Source organism: Azospirillum humicireducens (assembly GCF_001639105.2).
Lineage (GTDB): Bacteria > Pseudomonadota > Alphaproteobacteria > Azospirillales > Azospirillaceae > Azospirillum > Azospirillum humicireducens.
Genome location: NZ_CP015285.1, coordinates 2,183,961 through 2,204,662, shown reverse-complemented (window position 1 = coordinate 2,204,662; position 20,702 = coordinate 2,183,961). Strand labels below are relative to the sequence as shown.

Sequence of the window (20,702 nt, the reverse complement as noted above, 5' to 3'; positions counted from 1 at the left end):
GGGCTCCGGGTAATCGGGGGTCAGCGGCCCGTCGCGCGGTCCAGCGCGGCGGACAGGGCTGCGGCGTCGAAGCGGCGCCAGCGGGCGGCGATGTGCTGATCGGGACGGATCAGATAGAGGCTGCCGGGGGTCAGGTCGTAGCGCTCGCGCAGGCGGCCGGCGCTGTCCACCAGTTCCCCGGCGATGCCGCGGCGCCGCTCGGTCACCGCATGCCATGCCAGCGGCAGTGGCCCGGCGGCAAGAGCGTCCAGCGCCTCCGCCACCTCGGCCGGAACCACGCCGTTACCTGCGGCGTAGAGCACGATGAAACGGCCGTCCAGCGCCTCCATCAGCCAGCCGGGCTGGCCCTCGCGTTCCACCGGTGCGTCGGTGGCCGGCGCGCCCGGCACCATCCGTCCGGCGAAGACGTCGGCGTCCGGCGTGTTCAGCGGGCTGTCGCTGTAGGTGGTCGGGGTGGACAGCCGGCCGGAATTGACCAGCGAACGGGCGAAGGGCTGGTCGACCGCCAGTTCCAGCACGGCGTCGCGGAAGACGCGGCTTATATCGCTTTTCGGCGTGATGAAGTCGGTGGAGCGGGTCGAGTTCAGGATGTTCTCCTTCGCAGCCGCCACCCGTTCGTCGCTGTAGCTGTCCAGCAGCGAGTCGGGTGCCTTGCCGTCCAGCACCAGCGCCAGCTTCCACACCAGATTGTCGGCGTCGGGCACGCCGCTGTTGGCGCCGCGCGCGCCGAAGGGCGAGACCTGATGGGCCGAATCGCCGGCGAACAGGATGCGGCCATGGCGGAACCGCTCCAGCCGGCGGCACTGGAAGGTGTAGACCGACACCCATTCCAGCTCGAACGGCGTGTCGGCGCCCAGCATCGCCTGGACGCGCGGGATGACGCGCTCCGGCTTCTTCTCCTCCTCCGGGTCGGCGTCCCAACCCAGCTGGAAATCCAGGCGCCAGACATTGTCGGGCTGCATGTGCAGCAGGGCCGACTGCTTGCGGTGGAAGGGCGGATCGAACCAGAACCAGCGTTCGGCCGGGAAATCCGCCTTCATCACCACGTCGGCGATCAGGAAGCGGTCCTTGAACACCTCGCCCTGGAACTCCAGGCCCAGCATCTTGCGCACCGACGACTTGGCGCCGTCGCAGGCGATGACCCAATCTGCCTCGACCGGGTGGACGCCGTCGGGTGTCTCGACCTGCAGCACGGCATGGTCGGTCTCCTGCTTGGCCGAGATGACGCGCGACAGCCAGCGCAGATCGATCAGGTCGCTCTTGCGCGCTTCCGTGACCAGGAAATCCTCCAGGTAATATTGCTGGAGGTTGATGAAGGCGGGGATCTTGTGGTCCGGCTCGGGCAACAGATCGAACTGGTAGACCATGCGGTCACCGTTGAAGACCTTGCCGATCTTCCAGACGACGCCCTTGTCGATCATGCGCTGGCCGACGCCCAGCCGGTCCCACACCTCCAGCGCCCGCTTGGCATAGCAGACGGCGCGGCTGCCGACGCTGACGGTGTCCTCGGCATCGAGCACCACCACCGGCACGCCCTTGCGGGCGAAGTCGAGGGCTGCGGTCAGCCCGACCGGGCCGGCGCCGACGATCACCACCGGATGGCGCCGGACGGCGCCGGTGCGCTGTTCGTCGGAGGGTGTGAAGCTGTATTTGGGATAGCTGAAGGTCGCGTGCATTGGGCGTTTCCTCCCCCGGAAACCATGATCGGGCGCTTTTGCGCGTCGGCTTGTAACGAACCGCTATGGTTGCCAACGATACAGTTTCATTTGATACTAATCAAGCGCCCAGCGCGACGGATATGGACACGATACAGGGAAAGCTACCATGACTGAATATCAGTATCGTGTATAGGGCGCGGCGGTGTAGCCTTGCGGCAAAAGACCGGAAAGAGACTCCCGAGGAACGCCGACCATGACCGCTCCCGTCGCCACCCCCGCCTTGCCGCGCCCGACCGTCTATGCCATCGACGGAGTCATTCCCGTCATCGATCCGACCGCCTTCGTCCATCCCTCCGCCGTGCTGATCGGCGACGTGGTGGTCGGGCCCGGCTGCTATGTCGGCCCCTGCGCCAGCCTGCGCGGCGATTTCGGCCGGATCCTGCTGCGCCGGGGCAGCAACGTGCAGGACAATTGCACGCTCCACGCCTTCCCCGGCCATGACGCCATCGTCGAGGAGGACGGGCATGTCGGCCATGGCGCGGTGCTGCATGGCTGCATCGTCCGCCGCAACGCGCTGGTCGGCATGAATGTGGTGGTGATGGACGGGGCGGAGATCGGCGAGGAGTCGGTGGTCGCCGCGATGGCCTTCATCAAGGCCGGCTTCGTCGTGCCGCCGCGCACGCTGGTCGCCGGGTTGCCGGGAAAAGTCGTGCGCGACCTGCGGCCGGACGAGATCGCCTGGAAGTCGGAGGGGACCGACGAGTACCAGCGACTGTCCCGTCGCTCACTCGCCACCATGGTCGCCTGCGCGCCGCTGGAGGCGGAGGAACCCGGCCGGGGCCGCGTCGATGCCGGCACCGGCCAGCCGCTGCACAAGGTGAAGGGAGGGTGAGCGGTCCTTTTCAGCCTTACTCCTCCGCCGGTTCCGACTGCGCCGCGACCGGAGCCGGGCGCGCGGCCAGCTGTTCGGCGCGGGCCTGCAACTTCGACAACAGCGTGTCGAGCTGTGCGCGCTCGTCGATCGACAGGGCGTCGGTGACCTCTTGCTCATAGGTCAGGGCCATCGGCACGATCTCGGCATAGATCGCCAGCGCCTTGGGCGTCAGGGTCAGCAGGGCCTTGCGCCGGTCGGTGTCGCCCGATTCGCGCAGGATCAGCGCCGACTCGAGCATGCGGCTGATGGCGCGGCTGACCTGCACCTTGTCCATCGCCGTGCGCTGCGCGATCTCGCCTGCGCTCATCGTCTCGCCACCGCCCAGCACGGCGATGATCCGCCATTCCGGGATGGTGATGCCGAACCGCTTCTCATACAGCTTGGCCAGCGTGTGGCTGACCGTGTTGGCCAGAACCGACAGCCGGTAGGGCAGGAAGCGCGTCAGATGTAGCGCCGGAGGCTCCGCAAGCGCGGCTGTCGAGTTGGGGGATGCGGAGCGGGAACGGCGGGTGGGCGGCATCGGCTGGGCGTCGTCTGTGATGGGGATCGCGGATGATCCCATCCTGCGCTGTAATTTGGCCCTTGCAACAGTTTCAAACGAAACTAAAATGGCGACAACTGAACGAGCCTGCCGGCGTCCGTCGCGGACGGTGCCGGCGGCACAAATGGGGGAAGCGCCATGAAGAACTGGATTTCATTTCCGAAGGTCGAGGGAACCGCATCGCGCCAGGCCCATGTCCGGCTTCCCGCCGGCACCTACGAGCGCGAGATGGGGCGCGAGGGCTTCTTCGGCCCGGCGACCCAGATGCACCATGCCCACCCGCCCACCGGTTGGACCAGCTTCGACGGACCGTTGCGCCCGCGCGCCTTCGACCTGAACCATGTGGACCACATGCCCGACTGCCCCTTGGAGGCGCCGGCCCTGATGGGCAACGGCGCAACCCAGGTCCGGATGTGGCGCTTCAAGGGGAAGATGGACCACCTCGTCCGCAATGCCGACGGCGACGACCTGCTGTTCTTCCACCAGGGCGGCGGCCATCTGTTCTGCGACTACGGCCATCTGGAGGTGCGCGAGGGCGACTATGTCGTGTTGCCGCGCAACACCTGCTGGCGGCTGGAGACGGACGAGGCGGTGATGGTGCTGATGGTGGAGGCCACCGGCGACGCCTACAAGCTGCCGCACAAGGGGCTGGTCGGCACCCATGCCATCTTCGATCCGGCGGTGCTGGACGTCCCGGCGCTGGACGACGCCTTCCAGGCGCAGAAGCACGAGCGCGAAACCCTGGTCCGGGTGAAGAGGCGCGGGCAGCTCTGCGCCATGACCTATCCGTTCAACCCGCTGGACGCGGTGGGCTGGCACGGCGATCTGGCACCGGTGCGGCTGAACTGGCGCGACATCCGGCCGCTGATGAGCCACCGCTACCACCTGCCGCCCTCGGCGCACAGCACCTGGATCGCCAACGGCTTCGTCGTCTGCACCTTCGTGCCGCGACCCATCGAATCGGACCCGGAGGCGCTGAAGCTGCCCTACTACCACTCCAACGAGGATTACGACGAGGTGCTGTTCTATCACCGCGGCCAGTTCTTCTCGCGCGACAACATCCATCCGGGCATGGTGACCTACCACCCCTCGGGTTTCCCGCACGGGCCGCATCCGAAGGCCTACGAGGTGGCGCAGAAGTTCGAGCGCAAGGAGACCGACGAGGTCGCGGTGATGATCGACACCCGCGATCCGCTCGATGTCTATCCGGCGATGGAAGGCGTCGAATGGGGCGGCTACGCCGACAGCTGGAAGGCGAAATGAGCGGCTACACAAAAGCAAGGGGCCGGAAACAAGGGTCAAGGTCGCCGCACGCCGATTTCTGAGGAAGGGAAGAGACGAATGAAGCTGGCAAGTTTGAAGGCGGGTGGGCGCGACGGCACCCTGGTCGTGGTGTCGCGCGATCTGACCCGCGCCATCCCGGTGCCGGAGATCGCGCGCACCCTGCAGGCGGCGCTGGACGGCTGGACGGCGCTGGCGCCCAGGCTGGAGGAGGCCTATCGCGCCCTGAACGCCGATCCGGCGGCCGGTCGGCCCTTCGACCCGGCGGAGGTGTCGTCACCGCTGCCGCGCGCCTACCAGTGGGCGGACGGGTCGGCCTACGTCAACCATGTGGAACTGGTCCGCAAGGCGCGCGGGGCGGAGATGCCGCCCAGCTTCTGGACCGATCCGCTGATGTATCAGGGCTGTTCCGACGGCTTCCTGGCGCCGACCGACCCGATCCCGGCGGCGACCGAGGCCTGGGGCATCGATTTCGAGGCGGAGATCGCCGTTGTCACCGGCGACGTGCCGATGGGCGTCCCGGCGGAGGCGGCGGGCGGCCACATCCGGCTGCTGATGCTGGTCAACGACGTCAGCTTGCGCAACCTGATCCCGGCGGAGCTGGGCAAGGGCTTCGGCTTCTTCCAGTCCAAGCCGGCCTCCAGCTTCTCCCCCGTCGCGGTGACGCCGGACGAGCTGGGCGAGGCCTGGGACGGCGGCAAGCTGCACCGCCCGCTGGTGACGACGCTGAACGGCGAAGCCTTCGGCTGCCCGGATGCCGGGGTCGACATGACCTTCGATTTTCCGACGCTGATCGCGCACGCCGCCAAGACCCGCAATCTGGCGGCCGGCAGCATCGTCGGGTCGGGCACCGTGTCGAACAAGCTGGACGGCGGCCCCGGCAAGCCGGTCGCGGCCGGTGGCGTCGGCTACAGCTGCCTTGCCGAGTTGCGGATGATCGAGACCATCGAGCATGGCGCTCCGAAGACGCCCTTCCTGCGCTTCGGCGACCGGGTGCGGATCGAGCTGTTCGACAAGGACGGCGCCAGCGTGTTCGGCGCCATCGACCAGCAGGTGGTGCGGTACGAGGGACCGTAAGGCCGCGGCCGCCTGGTCTGATACCAGCGGTCATTGATGATGACCGCTGGTATCCGCGCCGACTGGCGCGGCGGCGGCCCATGCCGCCGAAGCTCTTGATCCTGACAGGTCAGGATCAAGAGCCGCTGGTCTGAAAGGTTGGGATGCGGGCATCGGTGGGGTGTGCAAGCATTCCGCCGGCGCCCTTTTCGCGTGTGCAGCATTTCGCCGGGCCGTCGGTATCGCGATTCATGGCCATCCGGGTAATTGAACGAACCGTCATCGAATCGCAAGAATCCGCATGCCAGCTGTTCGTTATCGAATATAAGGTGGCCCCCTTTCCCCATTTGGTGCCGCCTATCCGTTCATTCCGGAACTTTGGGCGGACCGGACGACGGTGTCGCGATGAAGGCCAATTTCCGGACGAAGATCATCATCGGTGTGGCCGCCGTGCTGGCGGCGGGGGCTGCGGCGGTTACGGCGGTGTCGCTGGTTCTGACGCGCGATGCCGCGCACAACGCCGCCGTGCTGCTCGCCGCCGAAACGGCCGACCGCCACGGCGCCAGGGTGGCCGCCGATTTGTCCACCGCCCTGAACGCCGCCCGCGCCACCGCGGCGCTGGTGGAGGTGGAGCGCTCCACCGGAAGCCCGCGGCGTGAAACGGTGAACCGTTTCCTGAGCCGGACGGCGGAGGCCAATCCGCTTTATGCCGGTGTGTGGGTGGACATGGCCGACGACGGGTTCGACGGGCGCGACCGGGATTTCGCCGATCATGACCGGGCAACCGAGATCCTCGGGCTGCCGAAGACAGGGCGGATGAGCCTGCTGTGGCTGCCGGGGGACAAGGGGGTCCAGGCCGACGACAGCGAGGGCTTCCCCTTCTCCGACGTGCAGGAGAAGGATTATTACAAGGCGGCGGCCAACGCGCGGAAAGCTGTGCTGACCGAACCCTATCTCGACGATTTCACCAAGCGGCTGATGACCAGCGCCGCCGCCCCGGTGATGGATGGCGGCAAGGGCGGGCGCGTCATCGGCGTCGCCGGTGTCGATATGGCGCTGACCGGTCTGACCGATCTGGTGCGCGCTGTGAAGCCCTATGGCGACGGTTACGCCGCGGTGCTGACCGGCTCCGGCCTCTATGTCGCCCATCCGGACGGCGGCCGTCTGTCCAAGTCCGCCGACGATCTGCCCGAGGCCGCCCGCCGCGCCGTGGCCGAAGGGCGTGACTTCGACGGGATCCTGCCGCTGAACGGCGCGCCGCATTACCTGCGGCTGACGCCGATCCGCTTCGCCGGTGCCGACGGTGTCTGGTCCTTCATGGTGGCGGCGCCGCAGTCCAGCGTGATGGCAGACGCCAACCGGCTGACCCTGCTGACCGTGCTGGTCAGTCTGGGCTGCGTCGCGCTGGGGTGTTTGGTGGCCTGGAAGGTCGGCGACGGCATTGCCCGTCCGGTGGCGTCGCTGACCGGGGCGATGACCCGGCTGGCGGCCGGCGACCTGGAGACCGCGGTGCCGGGGGCCGACCGCGACGACGAAGCCGGCGGCATGGCCCGCGCGGTCGAGGTGTTCAAGGAAGGGCTGGTCCGCGCCCGCGAACTGGACCGTCAGCAGAAGGCCGACTGGCAGGCCAAGGAGGCCCGCGCCGCGGCGCTCGCCGATCTGCAGAAAGGCTTCGAGGAGCGGGTCGGCGGGCTGACCGGGGCGCTGGCGTCGGCCGCCCAGCAGCTGGAATCGACCGCGCGCGGCCTGACCGGCATCGCCGACCAGAGCCTGGGCCGCTCGGAGCAGGTGGCGGCGTCCGCCCGCGCCGCCGCGGAGAATGTGCAGACCGCCGCCGCCGCGACGGAGGAACTGTCGGCGTCGGTCCAGGACATCGGCCGGCAGGTTGGCGAATCCGCCCGCATCGCCGACGCCGCGGTGACCGACGTCAAGCGGGCCGACGAGGCCGTCGTCGTGCTGGCGGAAAGTGCCGAGCGGATCGGCGCGGTGGTGGAGCTCATCAACTCCATCGCCGGGCAGACCAACCTGCTTGCGCTGAACGCCACCATCGAAGCGGCGCGCGCAGGCGAGGCCGGCAAGGGCTTCGCCGTGGTGGCGTCGGAGGTCAAGAACCTCGCCAACCAGACCGCCAAGGCGACCGAGGACATCGTCGGCCAGATCAAGGGCATCCGCGACGCCACGCAGGAGGCGGTCACCGCCGTTCAGGGCATCAGCGAAACCATCGCCCAGGTCAGCCGCATCGCGTCCGGCATCGCCGCGGCGGTGGACCAGCAGGCGGCGGCGACCCAGGAGATCGCCCGCAGCGTGATCCAGGCCGCCGATGGGGCGCAGGAGGTCAGCGGCGGCATGGGCGACATCCGGGCAGGCGCCGGGGAGACCGGGGCGGCGGCCGATCAGCTTCTTGCCGCCGCCGCCGCGCTTGCCGGCCAATCGAAGGACCTGAGCCGCGAGATCGACGGCTTCATCGCCGGTGTCCGCAAGGCGTGAGGCTGATCCGTCCGTTTCAGCCCACAGACATCAGCCGGTCGGCCGGCAGCGTTTCCGGGATGTGCTGGGAGACATAGCCTTCGCTGTGGATCCGGTCGTCCCGGGCGCCCAGCGCACGGGCGGCGGCGACGCAGGCCTCGACGAAGGCGGGGCTGCCGGCGGTGAAGACGGCGTGGCCGGACAGGTCGGGGAACAGGCCGGGCAGGATCGCGGGGATGCGGCCCTTCAGATGGCCGGCAGCCTCCTCCCGCGTCAGTGTCACCTTGACCTTGAAGTTGCGGTATTTGGCCTGCCAGTAGCTGAGCAGACCCAACTCGTACACATCCGCCCTGGTGCAGGCGGAGAACAGCAGCGTCACCGGCGGGCGGTAGCCGCGGCGCAGCGCCGCGTCGGTCAGCGCCAGGATGGGGGCGAGGCCGGAGCCGGCAGCCATGCACAGCACCGGGCTGTCCACCGACGGGTCGCCGATGAAGGTGCCGTAGGGGCCGGACAGCTTCACCATGCTGCCGACGGTGAGCGTGTCGTGGATCCAGCCGCTGGTCGGGCCGCCGTCGACGCGCGTCACCTGCAGCACGATCTCGCCGTCCGGGCGGGGTGCGTTGGCGATGGAATAGCAGCGCGGCGGCGCGCCGGCCGCGGCATCGCCCAGCATCACATACTGGCCCGGCCAGTAGCGCAGCGGCTGGCCCAGCGGGCGCAGGCGCAGTTCCACGATGCGGGCCGTGCGCCGGATGCGGTCGGTGACGATGAACAGCACATTCTCGCGCGGCGGGAACAGCTTGGGCTGGGCGTCGGCGGTTCCGTATTCGATCACCAGCTCGTCGGAGATCGGCTTGGCCATGCACATCAGGCCATAGCCGTCCTTCCGCTCGCCCTGGGACAGCGCCATGTCCAGCACCATGCCCTGGTCGAACTGGCCGCTGAGGACCTTGACCTTGCATTCGCCGCAGGCGCCGGCGCGGCAGTTGTTGGGCAGGGCGTAGCCGGCCTGTTCCAGCGCCGACAGGACGGTCTCGCCGTCACGGCACTCGACCGTGCGGCCCGAGGGGTGGAGGCGGATGCGGCTCACCGGGGGGATCCTTGTGCGGGGTGGAGGGTGGGCGACGTGATGCCCCCTCCCTAACCCTCCCCCACCTTCGGTGGGAGAGGGGACCGGCGCCGTACTGCAGATCCACCCTCTCCCGCTGAAAGCGGGGGAGGGAGGGGCCCGCGGCGTAGCCGTGGGAGGGAGGGGGCCGCGAGGATGGACCTCAGAACACCGGAATGATCTCGTCCATGTCGACGTCCCGCACTTCCTCGCCGGTGATGCCGACCTCGGGGATCGCCGGGAACGGGATGTTGTAGCGGTCCAGCACGCCCTTCAGGTTCAGCATGGCGTTGCGCCAGTTCTCCTTCTTCGCCTCGTAATCCGGGATGTGGAAGCCGGCGTTGCGGGCGATCGCCTCGGCCTCGCGCTGGGTGGCGATGAAGTCGTCGGGCAGGTCCCAGAACTGGGGCGGCGGTTCGAACAGCACGGCGGACAGGAACAGGTAGCCGGCACGGATCTGCTTGGTGATGACCGACTTGTCCTCCACCGCCAGATGGGGATAGTCGCGCTCCATCACCGACATGCAGATCGCCATATGGCGGCCCTCGTCGCGGCCGATGTTGCGGAAGGCCTCCTTGAACACCGGCTCGCTGCAGCCGGCCGCCATCTGGTGGAAGATGGTCGCCGCCGCGATCTCGCCCATCAGGAAGGAGCTGAACAGCACGGCCAGCGAATATTTCGGAACCGCCTTCTTGTAGCCGTCCCAATAGCGCCCGCCATTGTAGTACAGCCAGTGCGCGTTCTTCTGCAGACGGCGGCCGAGATCGGTCTTCGGCTCGTAGGTCAGCGGGCTGGTGGCCTCCAGCAGCTTGGTGATGGCCAGACCGCACATCTGCTCGTGGTTCTGCTCGTCGCGGGTGACGGAGAAGAAGCAGCGGCGGACGGGGTCCTCCTCATGCACCTCGTAGGTCTTGATCAGCGCATGGGCGAAGACCGGCGGGGCCGACGCGTCGAACACCGACAGGATGGTCCACCAATAGGCGATGGCCTCCCGCTCCTCCCAGCTGTAGCGCGACACGTCGAAGCTGTCCCAGGGCAGCTTTGCCGGATCCCAGTTCTCGCGCTGGGCCGCGGCGTAGACCTCTTCCAGCTTCTTCGTCTGCGACACCCAGGACAGCGGATAGACGTTCGGCTGCGGCGTGGCGGGGGGGAACTCCATCGTGTTGGCGATGGGGGTGTAGTCCTTGGACATGGGGGCGTTTCCTCCGGGGGGCATTCCGCGGGCGCTCACTTTTCCATCGGCGCCCTGTGGTCTTTATATGACACAAAATTTCCGCAGCATCAACGGCATCTGTATCACTTAATCCGGCCCGGAAAATGCGGTCAAGCGTTTGATTTCAAAAACTAATGCGCGATAATGCGCCGAATTGATCCAGATCAATTCGTTCGCAAAGCTGATTTTGTCCAGAGATTGAGTATCGCGATACTGGGCCCCGGCGGGGTCAGGTGGCCTCGAAGCAGGGGATGTTGCCGCGCACCAGATCGCGTGCCGCGGCATCGATTTCGGCGGCGATGCAGGCATGCATGTAGGCCCGCGTCAGCACATCCAGCGCGAAGTCTGCATCGTGCGACCGGCGGCGGAACTCTTCGATCCGAACCGGAGAGCCAAAGACCGCCTGCCAGAAGGTCGGGGTGTCGAGCGGCCCGAAATTCATCGCCCAGAAGGCGAAGTTCGGCTGCCCGGCCGAGGTCTCGCGCAGGAGGAGTTCGACATTGCGGTGGCGCGGGTCGGCGGCTATGCGGGCGTAGAGCGGCTCCACGACATCGGCGTCACCCTCCAGCACCTGCAGGAAGATACCCTCGAACTCCACCAGGAAGCCGGTCACCCCCAACTCCCGGTTCTTGCGGGCGCTGAACAGGCAGATGTCGGCGAGGGCGCTGTAGGGCAGTCGGTCAACGGCCTCGCTGCGGTAGGCGATGGTCAGCATGGCGGCAGTCCGGAGGTGGTCGTTCGGGTGACGATCCCAGCTTACCGCGATAGGTTGTATTTTATGTATGAACTTTAGGCCGAGGAAGCGGCGTTGGCCGGTGCTCTTTGTCGCAGATCGCTGGTCAGCCCACCGGTATGGTCTCCAGCCCGCCGAACCGGCCGTGGAAGGCCGGCTGCGCATCGGGCAGCGGTCCGTTGGCGGTGGTCGCCGCCTGCATCAGGAAGGCTTCCGATGGAGCGGCCAGCCGGCGGTAGAGGTTGCGGGTCAGCATCCGCGATTCCTGACCCGGCCAGTCCGCCGGCAGCAGGTCGGGCGGCAGCATCGGGTCGCGCAGGAGGATGCGGCGGAAATCGTGGATCAACAGCGTGCGCAGGACGAAGCAGACCGCCGGATCCGGCGTATCGGCGGCATCGACCGCCACCCAGACCGGACGGAAGTGATCCAGAAATACCGCATAGTCGTGCTCGAGCTGATCGATATCCCAACAGCCGCGCACCAGATCGCGCAGTGCCCCGAACCCTTCCTGCCGGTCCAGGCTGGCTTTCATGTGGACGATCCTGTCGGCGACCCCCAGTTCCGCCAGCGAGCGGTGCATCGCCGCCTCGTCGCAGTTGGGGTGGGCGTAGACGGTGGCCGACGCGGTGCCGAAACCCTGCCAGGTCAGTTCCCGCCGCAGGGCGTCGCGCGTCTCGGCGTCCAGCGCGTTGGGCGGCACCATCAGCAGATCCCATCCGCGGTCCCATTCGCGGGCCAGCGGCGCGTAAATCCGCCGCTCCGCCGCGGCGAAGCGTTCCTTTCCGCTGTCGGTGACGCGGTAGAAGCTGCGGCGGCCGATCTGGGTGTTGGTCAGCCAATCGTCCTTGCACAGCCGGAAGACGGAGGTGCGGATGATCCGCTCGCTCATCCCGAACAGGCCCATCAGGTCGATCAGGCTGCCCAGCCACAGCGATCCGCCATGCGGCAGCACGGCGTCGCCATAGACGGTGATGATCAGCGACTTCGCCCGCGGCGCGATCGTCTCGGTCAGCTGGGCGGCAAGGTCTTCGGGGCGACGCGGGCGGGCCATGCGGTGGGGACGTCCTTATCGGTACGGCTTGTGGTGCGGGTGGAGCCGGGCTGGTTGGTGCGACGGAGTTGTATACGAAACCTGGCCCCGGTTCTGCCAGTGCCGCGACGGCGCGGACGGCCGGAGACGAAGCGAACCGGCGGCCGATAGGATGTGATCCGGACTTTCCGTTTGACAATCATTAAAGTGATACACTACGGTGGTTCACTAAGGGAAAATTGTGTCATAAAACGAAATGGCGATCCTTTGCGCCGAAGCTGGCGGGATCGGAAAGGGAAACGAAGGCAGCAGGCAACATCCGTACTTCGATTGTGGTCACTGCAGCAGAAAATCTTCTTTCGAAACTGTTTCTTTTGAAACATTATGTGATGCAAATCGTCCCGCCGCGCCGGGATCGGGCCGCCGCCCGGTCCGGTGTCAAGGCGGGCAGCCCAAGGGAGGACATCATGCGCAAACGCTTGTTCGCCACCATCGCCTTCACCGCACTGACCGCCATGACGGCGGTGTCGGGCCTGCTGTCCGGGGCGGCGCAAGCCGCGGACCCGATCAAGGTCGGCGCCTTCGTCTCTGCCACCGGTCCGGCCTCCTTCCTCGGCGATCCGGAAAAGAAGGTGCTGGAACTGTATGCCGACCGCATCAACAAGGCGGGCGGCATCGATGGCCGTCCGGTGCAGCTGACCGTCTATGACGACGGCGGCGCGGCCGACAAGGCGGCCTCCTTCACCAAGCGCCTGATCGAGAGCGACGGCGTCGACGTGATCGTCGGCGGCACCACGACCGCGGCGACCATGGCGGCGGTGCCGCTGGTGGAGCGTGCCGGCGTGCCCTTCATCTCGCTGGCCGGCGCCGTGGTGATCGTCGAGCCGGTGAAGAAATGGGTGTTCAAGACCCCCCACACCGACCGCATGGCCGCGGAAAAGGTGATGGAGGACATGAAGAAGCGCGGACTGACCAAGCTGGCGCTGCTGTCGGAGGATTCCGGTTTCGGCAAGTCGGGCCGCGAGCAGACCATCGCCGTCGCCAAGGAGCGCGGGATCGAACTGGTCGCCGATGAGACCTATGGCGCCAAGGACACCGACGTCACCGCCCAGCTGACCAAGATCAAGAACAACGCCGCCGCGCAGGCGGTGCTGGTGTTCGGCCTGGGCCAGGGCCCCGCGGTGGTGACCAAGAACTACCGCCAGCTCGGCATCTCGCTGCCGCTCTACCAGTCGCACGGCGTGGCGTCGAAGGAGTTCATCCGGCTGGCCGGCGGTGCCGCCGAGGGTGTCCGCCTGCCGGCCGCCGGTCTGGTCGTCGCCGCCCAACTGCCCGACAGCGACCCGCAGAAGAAGGTCGTGACCGAGTTCACCAAGGTCTACGAGGACAGCTTCAACACCGAGGTCTCGACCTTCGCCGGCCATGCCTATGACGGTCTGATGATCGCGCTGGACGCGGTGAAGCGCGCCGGGGGCACCGACAAGGCCAAGCTGCGCGACGCCATCGAGCAGACCAAGGGCTATGTCGGCACCGGCGGCACCGTGACCATGAGCGCCAAGGACCACATGGGCCTGACGCTGGACGCCTTCCACATGGTGGAGGTGAAGCAGGGCGACTGGTCGCTGGTGAAGTGACGAATACGCTCCGTCGCGCGTAGCGTCCCTCTCCCGCCCCGGGAGAGGGAGGGGACCCGCCGAAGGCGGGGAGGGTGAGGGGGAATCCAAGGATTAAGAGCTTGGATCCTTGCCGCACCCTCACCCTTCCCATGCTGCGCATGGGCCCCTTCCCTCTCCCGGGGCGGGAGAGGGAGTTTTGGAACCCAACGATGTTCGCGGAACTGCTGCAATACATGCTGTCAGGGCTGACCATCGGCGCGATCTATGCGCTGGCGGGGCTCGGATTTTCGATCATCTACAACGCCAGCCATGTCATCAACTTCGCCCAGGGCGAGTTCATCATGGTCGGCGGCATGGCGTCGGCCACCCTGACCGCGTCGGGCGTGCCGCTGCCGCTGGCGGTCCTGATCGGCTGCGGCGGCGCCATGCTGGTCGGGGTGCTGGTGGCGAAATTCGCGGTCGAACGCGCCCGCAACGCCTCCACCGTCACCCTCATCATCATCACCATCGGCGCGTCGATCTTCCTGCGCGGCGTCGCCGAGCTGATCTGGGGCAAGGATTTCAAGCGGCTGGACGCCTTCTCCGGCGAAACGCCGATCCAGATCCTGGGCGCCTCGATGCAGCCGCAATCGCTGTGGGTGGTGGGAACGGCCGGCGTGCTGATCGTCGCCATCGGCCTGTTCTTCGCCAAGACGCTGACCGGCAAGGCGATCCTCGCCACCTCGCACAACCGTCTGGCGGCGCAGCTGGTCGGCATCGACGTGAAGCGGGTGGTGTTGGCCTCCTTCGCGCTGTCGGCGGCTCTGGGCGCCATCGGCGGGGCGGTGGTCGCCCCCATCACCTTCTCCTACACCGAGATGGGCATCATGCTGGGGCTGAAGGGATTCACCGCCGCGGTGCTGGGGGGGCTCGGCCACGGGCCGGGTGCGGTGGCCGGCGGGCTGATCGTCGGCATCGCCGAGGCCTTGGGCGCCGGCTACATCTCTTCGGCCTACAAGGATGCGGTGGCCTTCGTCATCATCCTGGCCGTCCTTCTCTTCATGCCGAACGGGCTGTTCGGCAAGCGCGGCACCGAACGGGTGTAAGGACTTAAAGCCGATGAACGCACTCCTTCACGGGCGGCTGACCGGGCTTCTGGCGCTGGGCGCGGTGATCGCGGTCCTGCCGGCCTTCCTGCCCAACAACTTCTATCTCGACATCGCCATCCTGGCCGGCTTCAACGCCGTGGTCTGCGTCGGGCTGAACCTGCTGATCGGCTATGCCGGGCAGATCAGCCTGGGCCATGCCGGCTTCTTCGGCATCGGCGCCTATGCGTCGGGCGTGCTGGTCGGCAGTTACGGCTGGCCGCCGGTGCTGGCGCTGCTGGCCGGTGCCGTCTTCGTCGGGCTGATGGCCTTCCTGGTCGCCAAGCCGATCCTGCGGCTGAAGGGCCATTATCTCGCCATGGCGACTCTCGGCATCGGCATCATCGTGTCGATCGTGCTGCGCACCGAAAGCGGACTGACCGGCGGCCCCGACGGCATGATGGTTGAGCCGTTCAGGATCTTCGGCCTCGAGCTGTATGGCGAGAAGGTCTGGTACTGGGTGGTCGGCGTGTTCCTGCTGGGCGTGGTCTGGCTGTCCTTGAATCTGATCGACAGCCCGATGGGCCGGGCGCTGCGCGCCGTCCATGGGTCGGAAGTGGCGGCCGAGGTGGTCGGCGTCGACACCGCGCGTTTCAAGGTGCTGGTCTTCGTGCTGTCGGCGGTGTTCGCCAGTGTGGCCGGCAGCCTGTTCGCCCATTACACCGGCCTGATCACCCCGGCCAAGGCCGACTTCTTCAAGTCGATCGAGCTGGTGACGATGGTGGTGTTCGGCGGCATGGCGTCGACCTTCGGCGCCGTCGTCGGGGCGGTGGTGCTGACGCTGCTGCCGCAGGCGCTGACCGTCTTCCAGGATTACCAGCAGATCGTGCTGGGCGGCATCCTGATGGCGACGATGGTCTTCATGCCGAAGGGCCTTCTTCCCACCCTGGCGGCGCTGATCCCGGCGCGGAGGCGGGCATGAACATGCTGACCACGACCGATCTCGCCGCCGACATCGCGGCCCAGGCCCGCCGCGTCGGCCCGCCGATCCTGCAGGTGGAGCATCTCAGCCGCGAGTTCGGCGGCGTGCTCGCCGTCGGCGATCTCAGCTTCACCATCGCGGCCGGCGACATCCATTCGATCATCGGTCCGAACGGTGCCGGCAAGACCACGCTGTTCAATCTGGTGACCGGCGTCTACAAGCCGTCGGGCGGCCGGGTGCTGTTCGACGGGGCCGACGTGTCGGGCATGGCGCCCTACAGGCTGGCGGCCCGCGGCATGTCGCGCACCTTCCAGAACCTTCAGATCTTCTTCAACATGACGGCGCTGGAGAACGTCATGGTGGGGCGGCACCTGCACCTGAACACCCGGCTGCTGCCGGCGCTGTTCCGCTTCCCCTCGCTGGTGCGCAAGGACCGCGAGGCGAAGGACCGGGCGGCCCAGCTGATGACCGAGGTCGGGCTGGAGAAGTACATCGACGCCGATGCCGCCTCCATGCCCTACGGCGCGCTGAAGCGGCTTGAGATCGCCCGCGCGCTGGCGTCCGAACCGAAACTGCTGTTGCTGGACGAACCGGCAGCCGGCCTGAACGCCACCGAAAGCCGCGAGATCGACGAGGTGATCAAGACCGTGGCGGGGAGCGGCGTCACTATCGTCCTGGTGGAGCACGACATGAAGATGGTGATGGGCATCTCGCACCGGATCACCGCGCTGAACCAGGGCCGCATGCTGGCCGAAGGCACGCCGCAGGAGGTGGCGGCCAACCCGGACGTCATCGCCGCCTATCTCGGCGCGGCACCGTAAGGAGGGCCACTCATGCTTCTGGAGATCGAGGGCCTCAACAGCCATTACGGCCGCATCCACGCGCTGAAATCGGCCAGCCTGTCGGTGCGGGAGGGCGAACTGGTGGCGCTGGTCGGCGCCAACGGGGCCGGCAAGACGACGCTGCTGCGCACCCTGTCCGGCGTCCATCCCGCCAGCAGCGGGCGCATCACCTTCGACGGCTGCGACATCACCCGGATGAAGGCGTCGCGCCGCGTCGCCGAAGGGGTGGTGCAGGTGCCGGAGGGCCGGCAGCTGTTCGGCCCGCAGAGCGTGGAGGACAATCTCCGCCTCGGCGCCTTCCGCCGCGGCAGCGGCAAGCCCGACGACGACATCGAACGGCTCTATGAGATGTTCCCGGTGCTGAAGGTCAAGCGCGACCAGCCCGCCGGCACCCTGTCGGGCGGCCAGCAGCAGATCGTGGCGCTGGCCCGCGCGCTGATGGCGAAACCGCGCCTGCTCCTGCTCGACGAACCCAGCATGGGGCTGGCGCCGCTGCTGGTCGCGGAGATCTTCGACGCCGTGCAGCGGCTGAAGCGCGAGGGCACGACGATCCTGCTGGTGGAGCAGAACGCCCACGCGGCGCTTGCCATCGCCGACCGCGGCTATGTGATCGAGACCGGCGAGATCGTGCTGAGCGACAGCGGTGCCGCGCTCCTGAGCAACGAGCGGGTGCGGCAGGCGTATCTCGGCCTGTGACAGGCTCCGATGCCGGATCGCCGCCGTAACACCAGAACGGACCAGAACCCCTTGAAACTCCACACCTACTTCCGTTCCTCCGCCGCCTACCGCGTGCGCATCGCCTTGAACCTGAAGGGGCTGGTGCCGGAGCAGGCCTTCGTCCATCTGCGCCGGGGTGAGCAGGCCAAGCCGCCCTATGCCGATCTCAACCCGGAACATCTGGTGCCGGCGCTGGAGGTCGATGGGCCGGACGGTCATCATGTGCTGACCCAGTCGCTCGCCATCATCGAGTATCTGGACGAAACCCATCCCAGCCCGCCGCTGCTGCCGGCCGACGCGCTGGGCCGCGCGCGGGTGCGGGCGCTGGCGCTGGCGCTGGCCTGCGACGTCCATCCGCTGAACAATCTGCGGGTGCTGGGCCGTCTGAAGGCGATGGGGCACAGCCAGGAGGAGGTCGATGGCTGGTATCGTCACTGGATCGCCATCGGGCTGACCGCGCTGGAGGCACAGCTGGCCGGCGATCCGCGCACCGGCCGTTTCTGCCACGGCGATGTGCCGGGGCTGGCCGACATCCTGCTGGTGCCGCAGCTGTTCAATGCCCGCCGGATGGCCTGTCCGCTGGACGGCTGTCCGACGCTGCTGCGGATCGACGAGGCCTGCCGTGTTCTGCCGGCCTTCGCCGCCGCCGCCCCCGACAGCCAGCCCGACGCGGACGCCTGAGGCGTGGGCGTATGGCATCCCGCTGTTGTCCCGTCCAAATCACATCCCATCATTGGTGTTAGCGGTTTCGCGACACCCTTCCGTGGTATAGAGGTAGGGGAAGCGATGTAGGGACGACGGCCGGGCGATGTTGGGCAACTTTTCTTCGATGGCCTACGATCTTGCCGAGAACATCGCGGCAAGCGCCTTCGTCGTCCTCGCCTACACCTTTCTGATCCGCCGGTCCTGCGGCTGGAGCCAGATCACCCGTCAGGTCGTCTTCGGCGTGGTGATGGCGCTGACCGCGCTGTTCTCGATGGTCCACCCGATCCATGTCGGACCGGGCATCTTCATCGATGCGCGGGCCCCGCTGATCGGGCTGTCCGCCCTGTTTGGCGGGCCGATCTCCGCAGCGATGGCGGCGGCGAGCGTGGCCGGCTACCGCTTCTCCCTGGGCGGTGTGGGGATGGAGGCCGGGATCGCCAACGCCGGGCTGTCCTTCCTGGTCGGCATCGGCTTCGCCGCCTGGGTGAAATGGCGCCGGCTCGTGCTGGGTGCGATGTCGCTCCTCTCGTTCGGCCTGCTTCTGGGGCTGGCGTCGCTCTGTACCCTCGTCCTGCTTCCCAACCTGGATCTGGCCTTGCAGGTGGCGGGGCGGACGGCGGCGCCCATGCTGGCGATCGTGCCGCTCGGCACCCTGTTCCTCGGCGGCCTGCTGCTGCGCGAGCAGCGCCATCATGGTTCCGAGCTGCGGCTGGGCGAGAGCGAGGCCCGTTACCGCCTGCTGGCCGACAACGCCACCGACATGATCCTGGAGATCAAGGCGGATGGGGCGGTTCGATACCTGTCGCCATCGGTGCGCGACATCCTGGGCCACGATCCGGCCGACCTCATCGGCCACGCCCCCGCCAACCTGCTGCACCCCGACGACCTGGAAAGCGCGGCGATTGCCTTCGCCGGCATGCTGCCGGGATCGCCGCCCGTCACCTTCACCCACCGGCTGCGCCACCGTGACGGTCATTACCTGTGGGTCGAATCCAGCATGCGGCCGACGGTGGGGGCCGACGGCGTGTTCGTGGTGGTCGGCGTCGTCCGCGACGTGACCGAGCGCAAGCGCTATGAGGAGGAGCTGTCCGCCGCCCGCGCCGAGGCCGAGGCGGCCAACCGCGTGAAGTCGGAATTCCTGGCCTCCATGAGCCACGAGATCCGCACGCCGCTGAACGGCGTCATCGGCTTCGCCGACCTGCTGCTGGGCACCGACCTGACGCCGGAGCAGCGCCAGTATGTCTCGCTTCAGCGCGAGGCCGGCCGTGGGTTGCTGGCGATCATTGGCGACATCCTGGACTATTCGAAGATCGAGGCCGGCAAGCTGGAGCTGGAGGAGCGCGCCTTCGACCTGCACCGGCTGCTGCGCGACTGTCGCGACCTGATGAGCAACGCCGCCTCGCAGAAGGGGCTGCTGCTGCAGCTGTCGCTGGGCGGCACGGTGCCGCGCTTCGTCCGTGGCGACGAGGCGCGTATCCGCCAAATCCTGCTGAACCTCGTCGGCAATGCCGTGAAATTCACCGAACGCGGATCGGTGCTGGTCTCCGTCGGCCTGCTGTCGGGGGAGGCGGACGGCGGCGGAGAGGGGGCGCCGGCCCTGGTCCGCTTCTCGGTCAGCGACACCGGACCCGGCATTCCGGTAGCCGATCTGGCGAACCTGTTCCAGCGCTTCAGCCAGGGTGACCGATCCACCACGCGGCGTTTCGGCGGCACCGGGTTGGGGCTGATCATCTCCAAACAGCTGTCGGAACTGATGGGCGGGCGGATCGGCGTGCAGAGCAGCCCGAGCGTCGGCAGCACCTTCTGGTTCGAACTGCCGCTGCCGGTGGAGGCCGCCCCCGGCCGCGCGGTGGAGCGGCGGACCGAGGGGGCGGCCAAGCGCAGCGCCCGCATCCTGCTGGCCGAGGATGTCCCGATGAACCAGATCGTCACCTCGTCCATCCTGTGCAAGGCAGGCCACACGGTCGAGGTGGCGGAGGACGGCGTGCTGGCGGTGGAGGCGGTGCGCAGCGGAGAATTCGATCTGGTGTTGATGGACATGCAGATGCCCCGGATGGACGGCCTGCAGGCGACCGCGGCGATCCGTCAGCTCGGCGGGCGGCGGGGTGCCGTGCCGATCATCGCGCTGACCGCCAATGCGCTGGCAGATCAGTTGCAGCTCTGCCTGGATGTCGGCATGAACGACCATGTGACCAAACCGATCGAGCGCGACACCCTGCTGTCGGCGGTCGACCGCTGGCTGGAGGCCAAGGCGGATGCCGACGCGAAGGCTGCGGCGGATGCTGTCCAGTCCGGCGGCGACACGGAGGAGGCGGCCGTGCTGGCCGGCGTCGCTCCGGTGTCCGGCAGCACCCCGGTGCTGAACCGCACCACCCTGGACACGCTGGCGGATACGCTGGGAGCCGATGTGCTTCCCCGCTTCGTCACCGGCACGCTGGCGGAACTTGCCCTGCGCTCCGACCGCATCAGCGAGGCGGAGAGCATGAAGGGCGCTGCCGCCGATGCCCATGCCATGGTGTCGCTGGCCGGCAATGTCGGCCTGCTGGAGCTGTCGCGGCTGGCCCGCAAGCTGCAGCATGCCTGCGAACAGGAGCGCTCCGACGTGCCGCTGCTGAAGGCGCAGCTGCGCGAGGCCGTCAACCGCGCCACAGCGGCGCTCCAGGCGGCGCTGCCCACCCTGGGCGTCGCGGTGGAGCGGGCGCGCTGAGGCCCGCATCCATCGGCTGAGGATCGGCGGCTGAGGATGGGCGGCTGAG

General features: G+C 67.8%; 17 protein-coding genes. 11 read left to right on the top strand and 6 right to left on the bottom strand.

Features of this window, described 5'->3' with window-relative positions:
- Window positions 1-20 precede the first annotated feature (20 nt).
- Complete coding sequence (locus A6A40_RS10265; protein ID WP_063635311.1) at window positions 21-1,676, bottom strand: FAD-dependent oxidoreductase; 1,656 nt, start codon at window positions 1,674-1,676, stop codon at window positions 21-23.
- Window positions 1,677-1,911: 235 nt separating this feature from the next.
- Between A6A40_RS10265 and A6A40_RS10260 the strand changes: the two genes are divergently transcribed.
- Window positions 1,912-2,550 carry an acyltransferase gene (locus A6A40_RS10260; protein WP_063635310.1) on the top strand — a complete coding sequence of 213 codons (639 nt, stop codon included), beginning with the start codon at window positions 1,912-1,914 and terminating at the stop codon, window positions 2,548-2,550.
- A 16-nt stretch (window positions 2,551-2,566) separates the two neighbouring features.
- Here the strand turns inward: A6A40_RS10260 and A6A40_RS10255 are convergent, their stop codons facing one another.
- A complete protein-coding gene (locus tag A6A40_RS10255; RefSeq protein ID WP_063635309.1) occupies window positions 2,567-3,112 on the bottom strand; it encodes a MarR family winged helix-turn-helix transcriptional regulator in 546 nt (181 codons plus the stop codon).
- 159 nt (window positions 3,113-3,271) lie between these two features.
- Between A6A40_RS10255 and A6A40_RS10250 the strand changes: the two genes are divergently transcribed.
- The 3 genes from A6A40_RS10250 (at window position 3,272) to A6A40_RS10240 (ending at window position 7,957) form a co-directional block, all read left to right on the top strand.
- The gene (locus tag A6A40_RS10250) at window positions 3,272-4,396 is read left to right on the top strand and encodes a homogentisate 1,2-dioxygenase (protein WP_063635308.1); all 1,125 of its coding nucleotides are present in this window, start codon (window positions 3,272-3,274) and stop codon (window positions 4,394-4,396) included.
- A 78-nt stretch (window positions 4,397-4,474) separates the two neighbouring features.
- Complete coding sequence (locus A6A40_RS10245) at window positions 4,475-5,491, top strand: fumarylacetoacetate hydrolase family protein (RefSeq protein ID WP_063635307.1); 1,017 nt, start codon at window positions 4,475-4,477, stop codon at window positions 5,489-5,491.
- 384 nt (window positions 5,492-5,875) lie between these two features.
- Window positions 5,876-7,957, top strand: a complete 2,082-nt coding sequence (locus tag A6A40_RS10240; RefSeq protein ID WP_063635306.1) for a methyl-accepting chemotaxis protein — start codon at window positions 5,876-5,878, stop codon at window positions 7,955-7,957.
- Window positions 7,958-7,973: 16 nt separating this feature from the next.
- Here the strand turns inward: A6A40_RS10240 and A6A40_RS10235 are convergent, their stop codons facing one another.
- The 4 genes from A6A40_RS10235 to paaX form a co-directional block, all read right to left on the bottom strand.
- Window positions 7,974-9,026, bottom strand: a complete 1,053-nt coding sequence (locus tag A6A40_RS10235; RefSeq protein ID WP_063635305.1) for a 2Fe-2S iron-sulfur cluster-binding protein — start codon at window positions 9,024-9,026, stop codon at window positions 7,974-7,976.
- Between the two features lie 181 nt (window positions 9,027-9,207).
- Window positions 9,208-10,236 (bottom strand): hypothetical protein, encoded by a 1,029-nt coding sequence (locus tag A6A40_RS10230; RefSeq protein ID WP_063635304.1) that lies wholly within the window; start codon window positions 10,234-10,236, stop codon window positions 9,208-9,210.
- A 250-nt stretch (window positions 10,237-10,486) separates the two neighbouring features.
- Window positions 10,487-10,972 (bottom strand): BLUF domain-containing protein, encoded by a 486-nt coding sequence (locus A6A40_RS10225; protein WP_063635303.1) that lies wholly within the window; start codon window positions 10,970-10,972, stop codon window positions 10,487-10,489.
- A gap of 124 nt (window positions 10,973-11,096) precedes the next feature.
- Window positions 11,097-12,041, bottom strand: a complete 945-nt coding sequence (paaX, locus tag A6A40_RS10220) for a phenylacetic acid degradation operon negative regulatory protein PaaX (protein WP_063635302.1) — start codon at window positions 12,039-12,041, stop codon at window positions 11,097-11,099.
- 446 nt (window positions 12,042-12,487) lie between these two features.
- Between paaX and A6A40_RS10215 the strand changes: the two genes are divergently transcribed.
- From A6A40_RS10215 to A6A40_RS10185, 7 genes are all read left to right on the top strand, one after another.
- Window positions 12,488-13,654, top strand: coding sequence for an ABC transporter substrate-binding protein (locus A6A40_RS10215; protein ID WP_063635301.1), 1,167 nt, complete (start codon window positions 12,488-12,490; stop codon window positions 13,652-13,654).
- Between the two features lie 191 nt (window positions 13,655-13,845).
- A complete protein-coding gene (locus A6A40_RS10210; RefSeq protein WP_063635300.1) occupies window positions 13,846-14,721 on the top strand; it encodes a branched-chain amino acid ABC transporter permease in 876 nt (291 codons plus the stop codon).
- A gap of 13 nt (window positions 14,722-14,734) precedes the next feature.
- The gene (locus tag A6A40_RS10205; protein WP_063635299.1) at window positions 14,735-15,682 is read left to right on the top strand and encodes a branched-chain amino acid ABC transporter permease; all 948 of its coding nucleotides are present in this window, start codon (window positions 14,735-14,737) and stop codon (window positions 15,680-15,682) included.
- Window positions 15,679-16,503: an ABC transporter ATP-binding protein gene (locus A6A40_RS10200; RefSeq protein WP_082860778.1), complete on the top strand. Its 825-nt coding sequence runs from the start codon at window positions 15,679-15,681 to the stop codon at window positions 16,501-16,503. Before A6A40_RS10205 ends, A6A40_RS10200 begins: the two co-directional genes overlap by 4 nt.
- A gap of 12 nt (window positions 16,504-16,515) precedes the next feature.
- Window positions 16,516-17,220, top strand: a complete 705-nt coding sequence (locus tag A6A40_RS10195; protein ID WP_063635298.1) for an ABC transporter ATP-binding protein — start codon at window positions 16,516-16,518, stop codon at window positions 17,218-17,220.
- A 51-nt stretch (window positions 17,221-17,271) separates the two neighbouring features.
- Window positions 17,272-17,922, top strand: a complete 651-nt coding sequence (gene maiA, locus A6A40_RS10190) for a maleylacetoacetate isomerase (protein WP_063635297.1) — start codon at window positions 17,272-17,274, stop codon at window positions 17,920-17,922.
- Between the two features lie 148 nt (window positions 17,923-18,070).
- Complete coding sequence (locus tag A6A40_RS10185; protein ID WP_063635296.1) at window positions 18,071-20,653, top strand: ATP-binding protein; 2,583 nt, start codon at window positions 18,071-18,073, stop codon at window positions 20,651-20,653.
- Window positions 20,654-20,702: the final 49 nt, after the last annotated feature.

Bases quoted from the DNA above. Each gene is read 5' to 3' on its own strand.
- A6A40_RS10255 (WP_063635309.1), bottom strand. From the start codon at position 3,112: ATGCCGCCCACCCGCCGTTCCCGCTCCGCATCCCCCAACTCGACAGCC.
- A6A40_RS10185 (WP_063635296.1), top strand. From the start codon at position 18,071: ATGGCCTACGATCTTGCCGAGAACATCGCGGCAAGCGCCTTCGTCGTC.
- A6A40_RS10210 (WP_063635300.1), top strand. From the start codon at position 13,846: ATGTTCGCGGAACTGCTGCAATACATGCTGTCAGGGCTGACCATCGGC.
- A6A40_RS10240 (WP_063635306.1), top strand. From the start codon at position 5,876: ATGAAGGCCAATTTCCGGACGAAGATCATCATCGGTGTGGCCGCCGTG.
- A6A40_RS10225 (WP_063635303.1), bottom strand. From the start codon at position 10,972: ATGCTGACCATCGCCTACCGCAGCGAGGCCGTTGACCGACTGCCCTAC.
- A6A40_RS10215 (WP_063635301.1), top strand. From the start codon at position 12,488: ATGCGCAAACGCTTGTTCGCCACCATCGCCTTCACCGCACTGACCGCC.
- A6A40_RS10265 (WP_063635311.1), bottom strand. From the start codon at position 1,676: ATGCACGCGACCTTCAGCTATCCCAAATACAGCTTCACACCCTCCGAC.
- A6A40_RS10200 (WP_082860778.1), top strand. From the start codon at position 15,679: ATGAACATGCTGACCACGACCGATCTCGCCGCCGACATCGCGGCCCAG.
- A6A40_RS10195 (WP_063635298.1), top strand. From the start codon at position 16,516: ATGCTTCTGGAGATCGAGGGCCTCAACAGCCATTACGGCCGCATCCAC.
- A6A40_RS10245 (WP_063635307.1), top strand. From the start codon at position 4,475: ATGAAGCTGGCAAGTTTGAAGGCGGGTGGGCGCGACGGCACCCTGGTC.
- A6A40_RS10205 (WP_063635299.1), top strand. From the start codon at position 14,735: ATGAACGCACTCCTTCACGGGCGGCTGACCGGGCTTCTGGCGCTGGGC.
- A6A40_RS10230 (WP_063635304.1), bottom strand. From the start codon at position 10,236: ATGTCCAAGGACTACACCCCCATCGCCAACACGATGGAGTTCCCCCCC.
- paaX (WP_063635302.1), bottom strand. From the start codon at position 12,041: ATGGCCCGCCCGCGTCGCCCCGAAGACCTTGCCGCCCAGCTGACCGAG.
- A6A40_RS10250 (WP_063635308.1), top strand. From the start codon at position 3,272: ATGAAGAACTGGATTTCATTTCCGAAGGTCGAGGGAACCGCATCGCGC.
- A6A40_RS10260 (WP_063635310.1), top strand. From the start codon at position 1,912: ATGACCGCTCCCGTCGCCACCCCCGCCTTGCCGCGCCCGACCGTCTAT.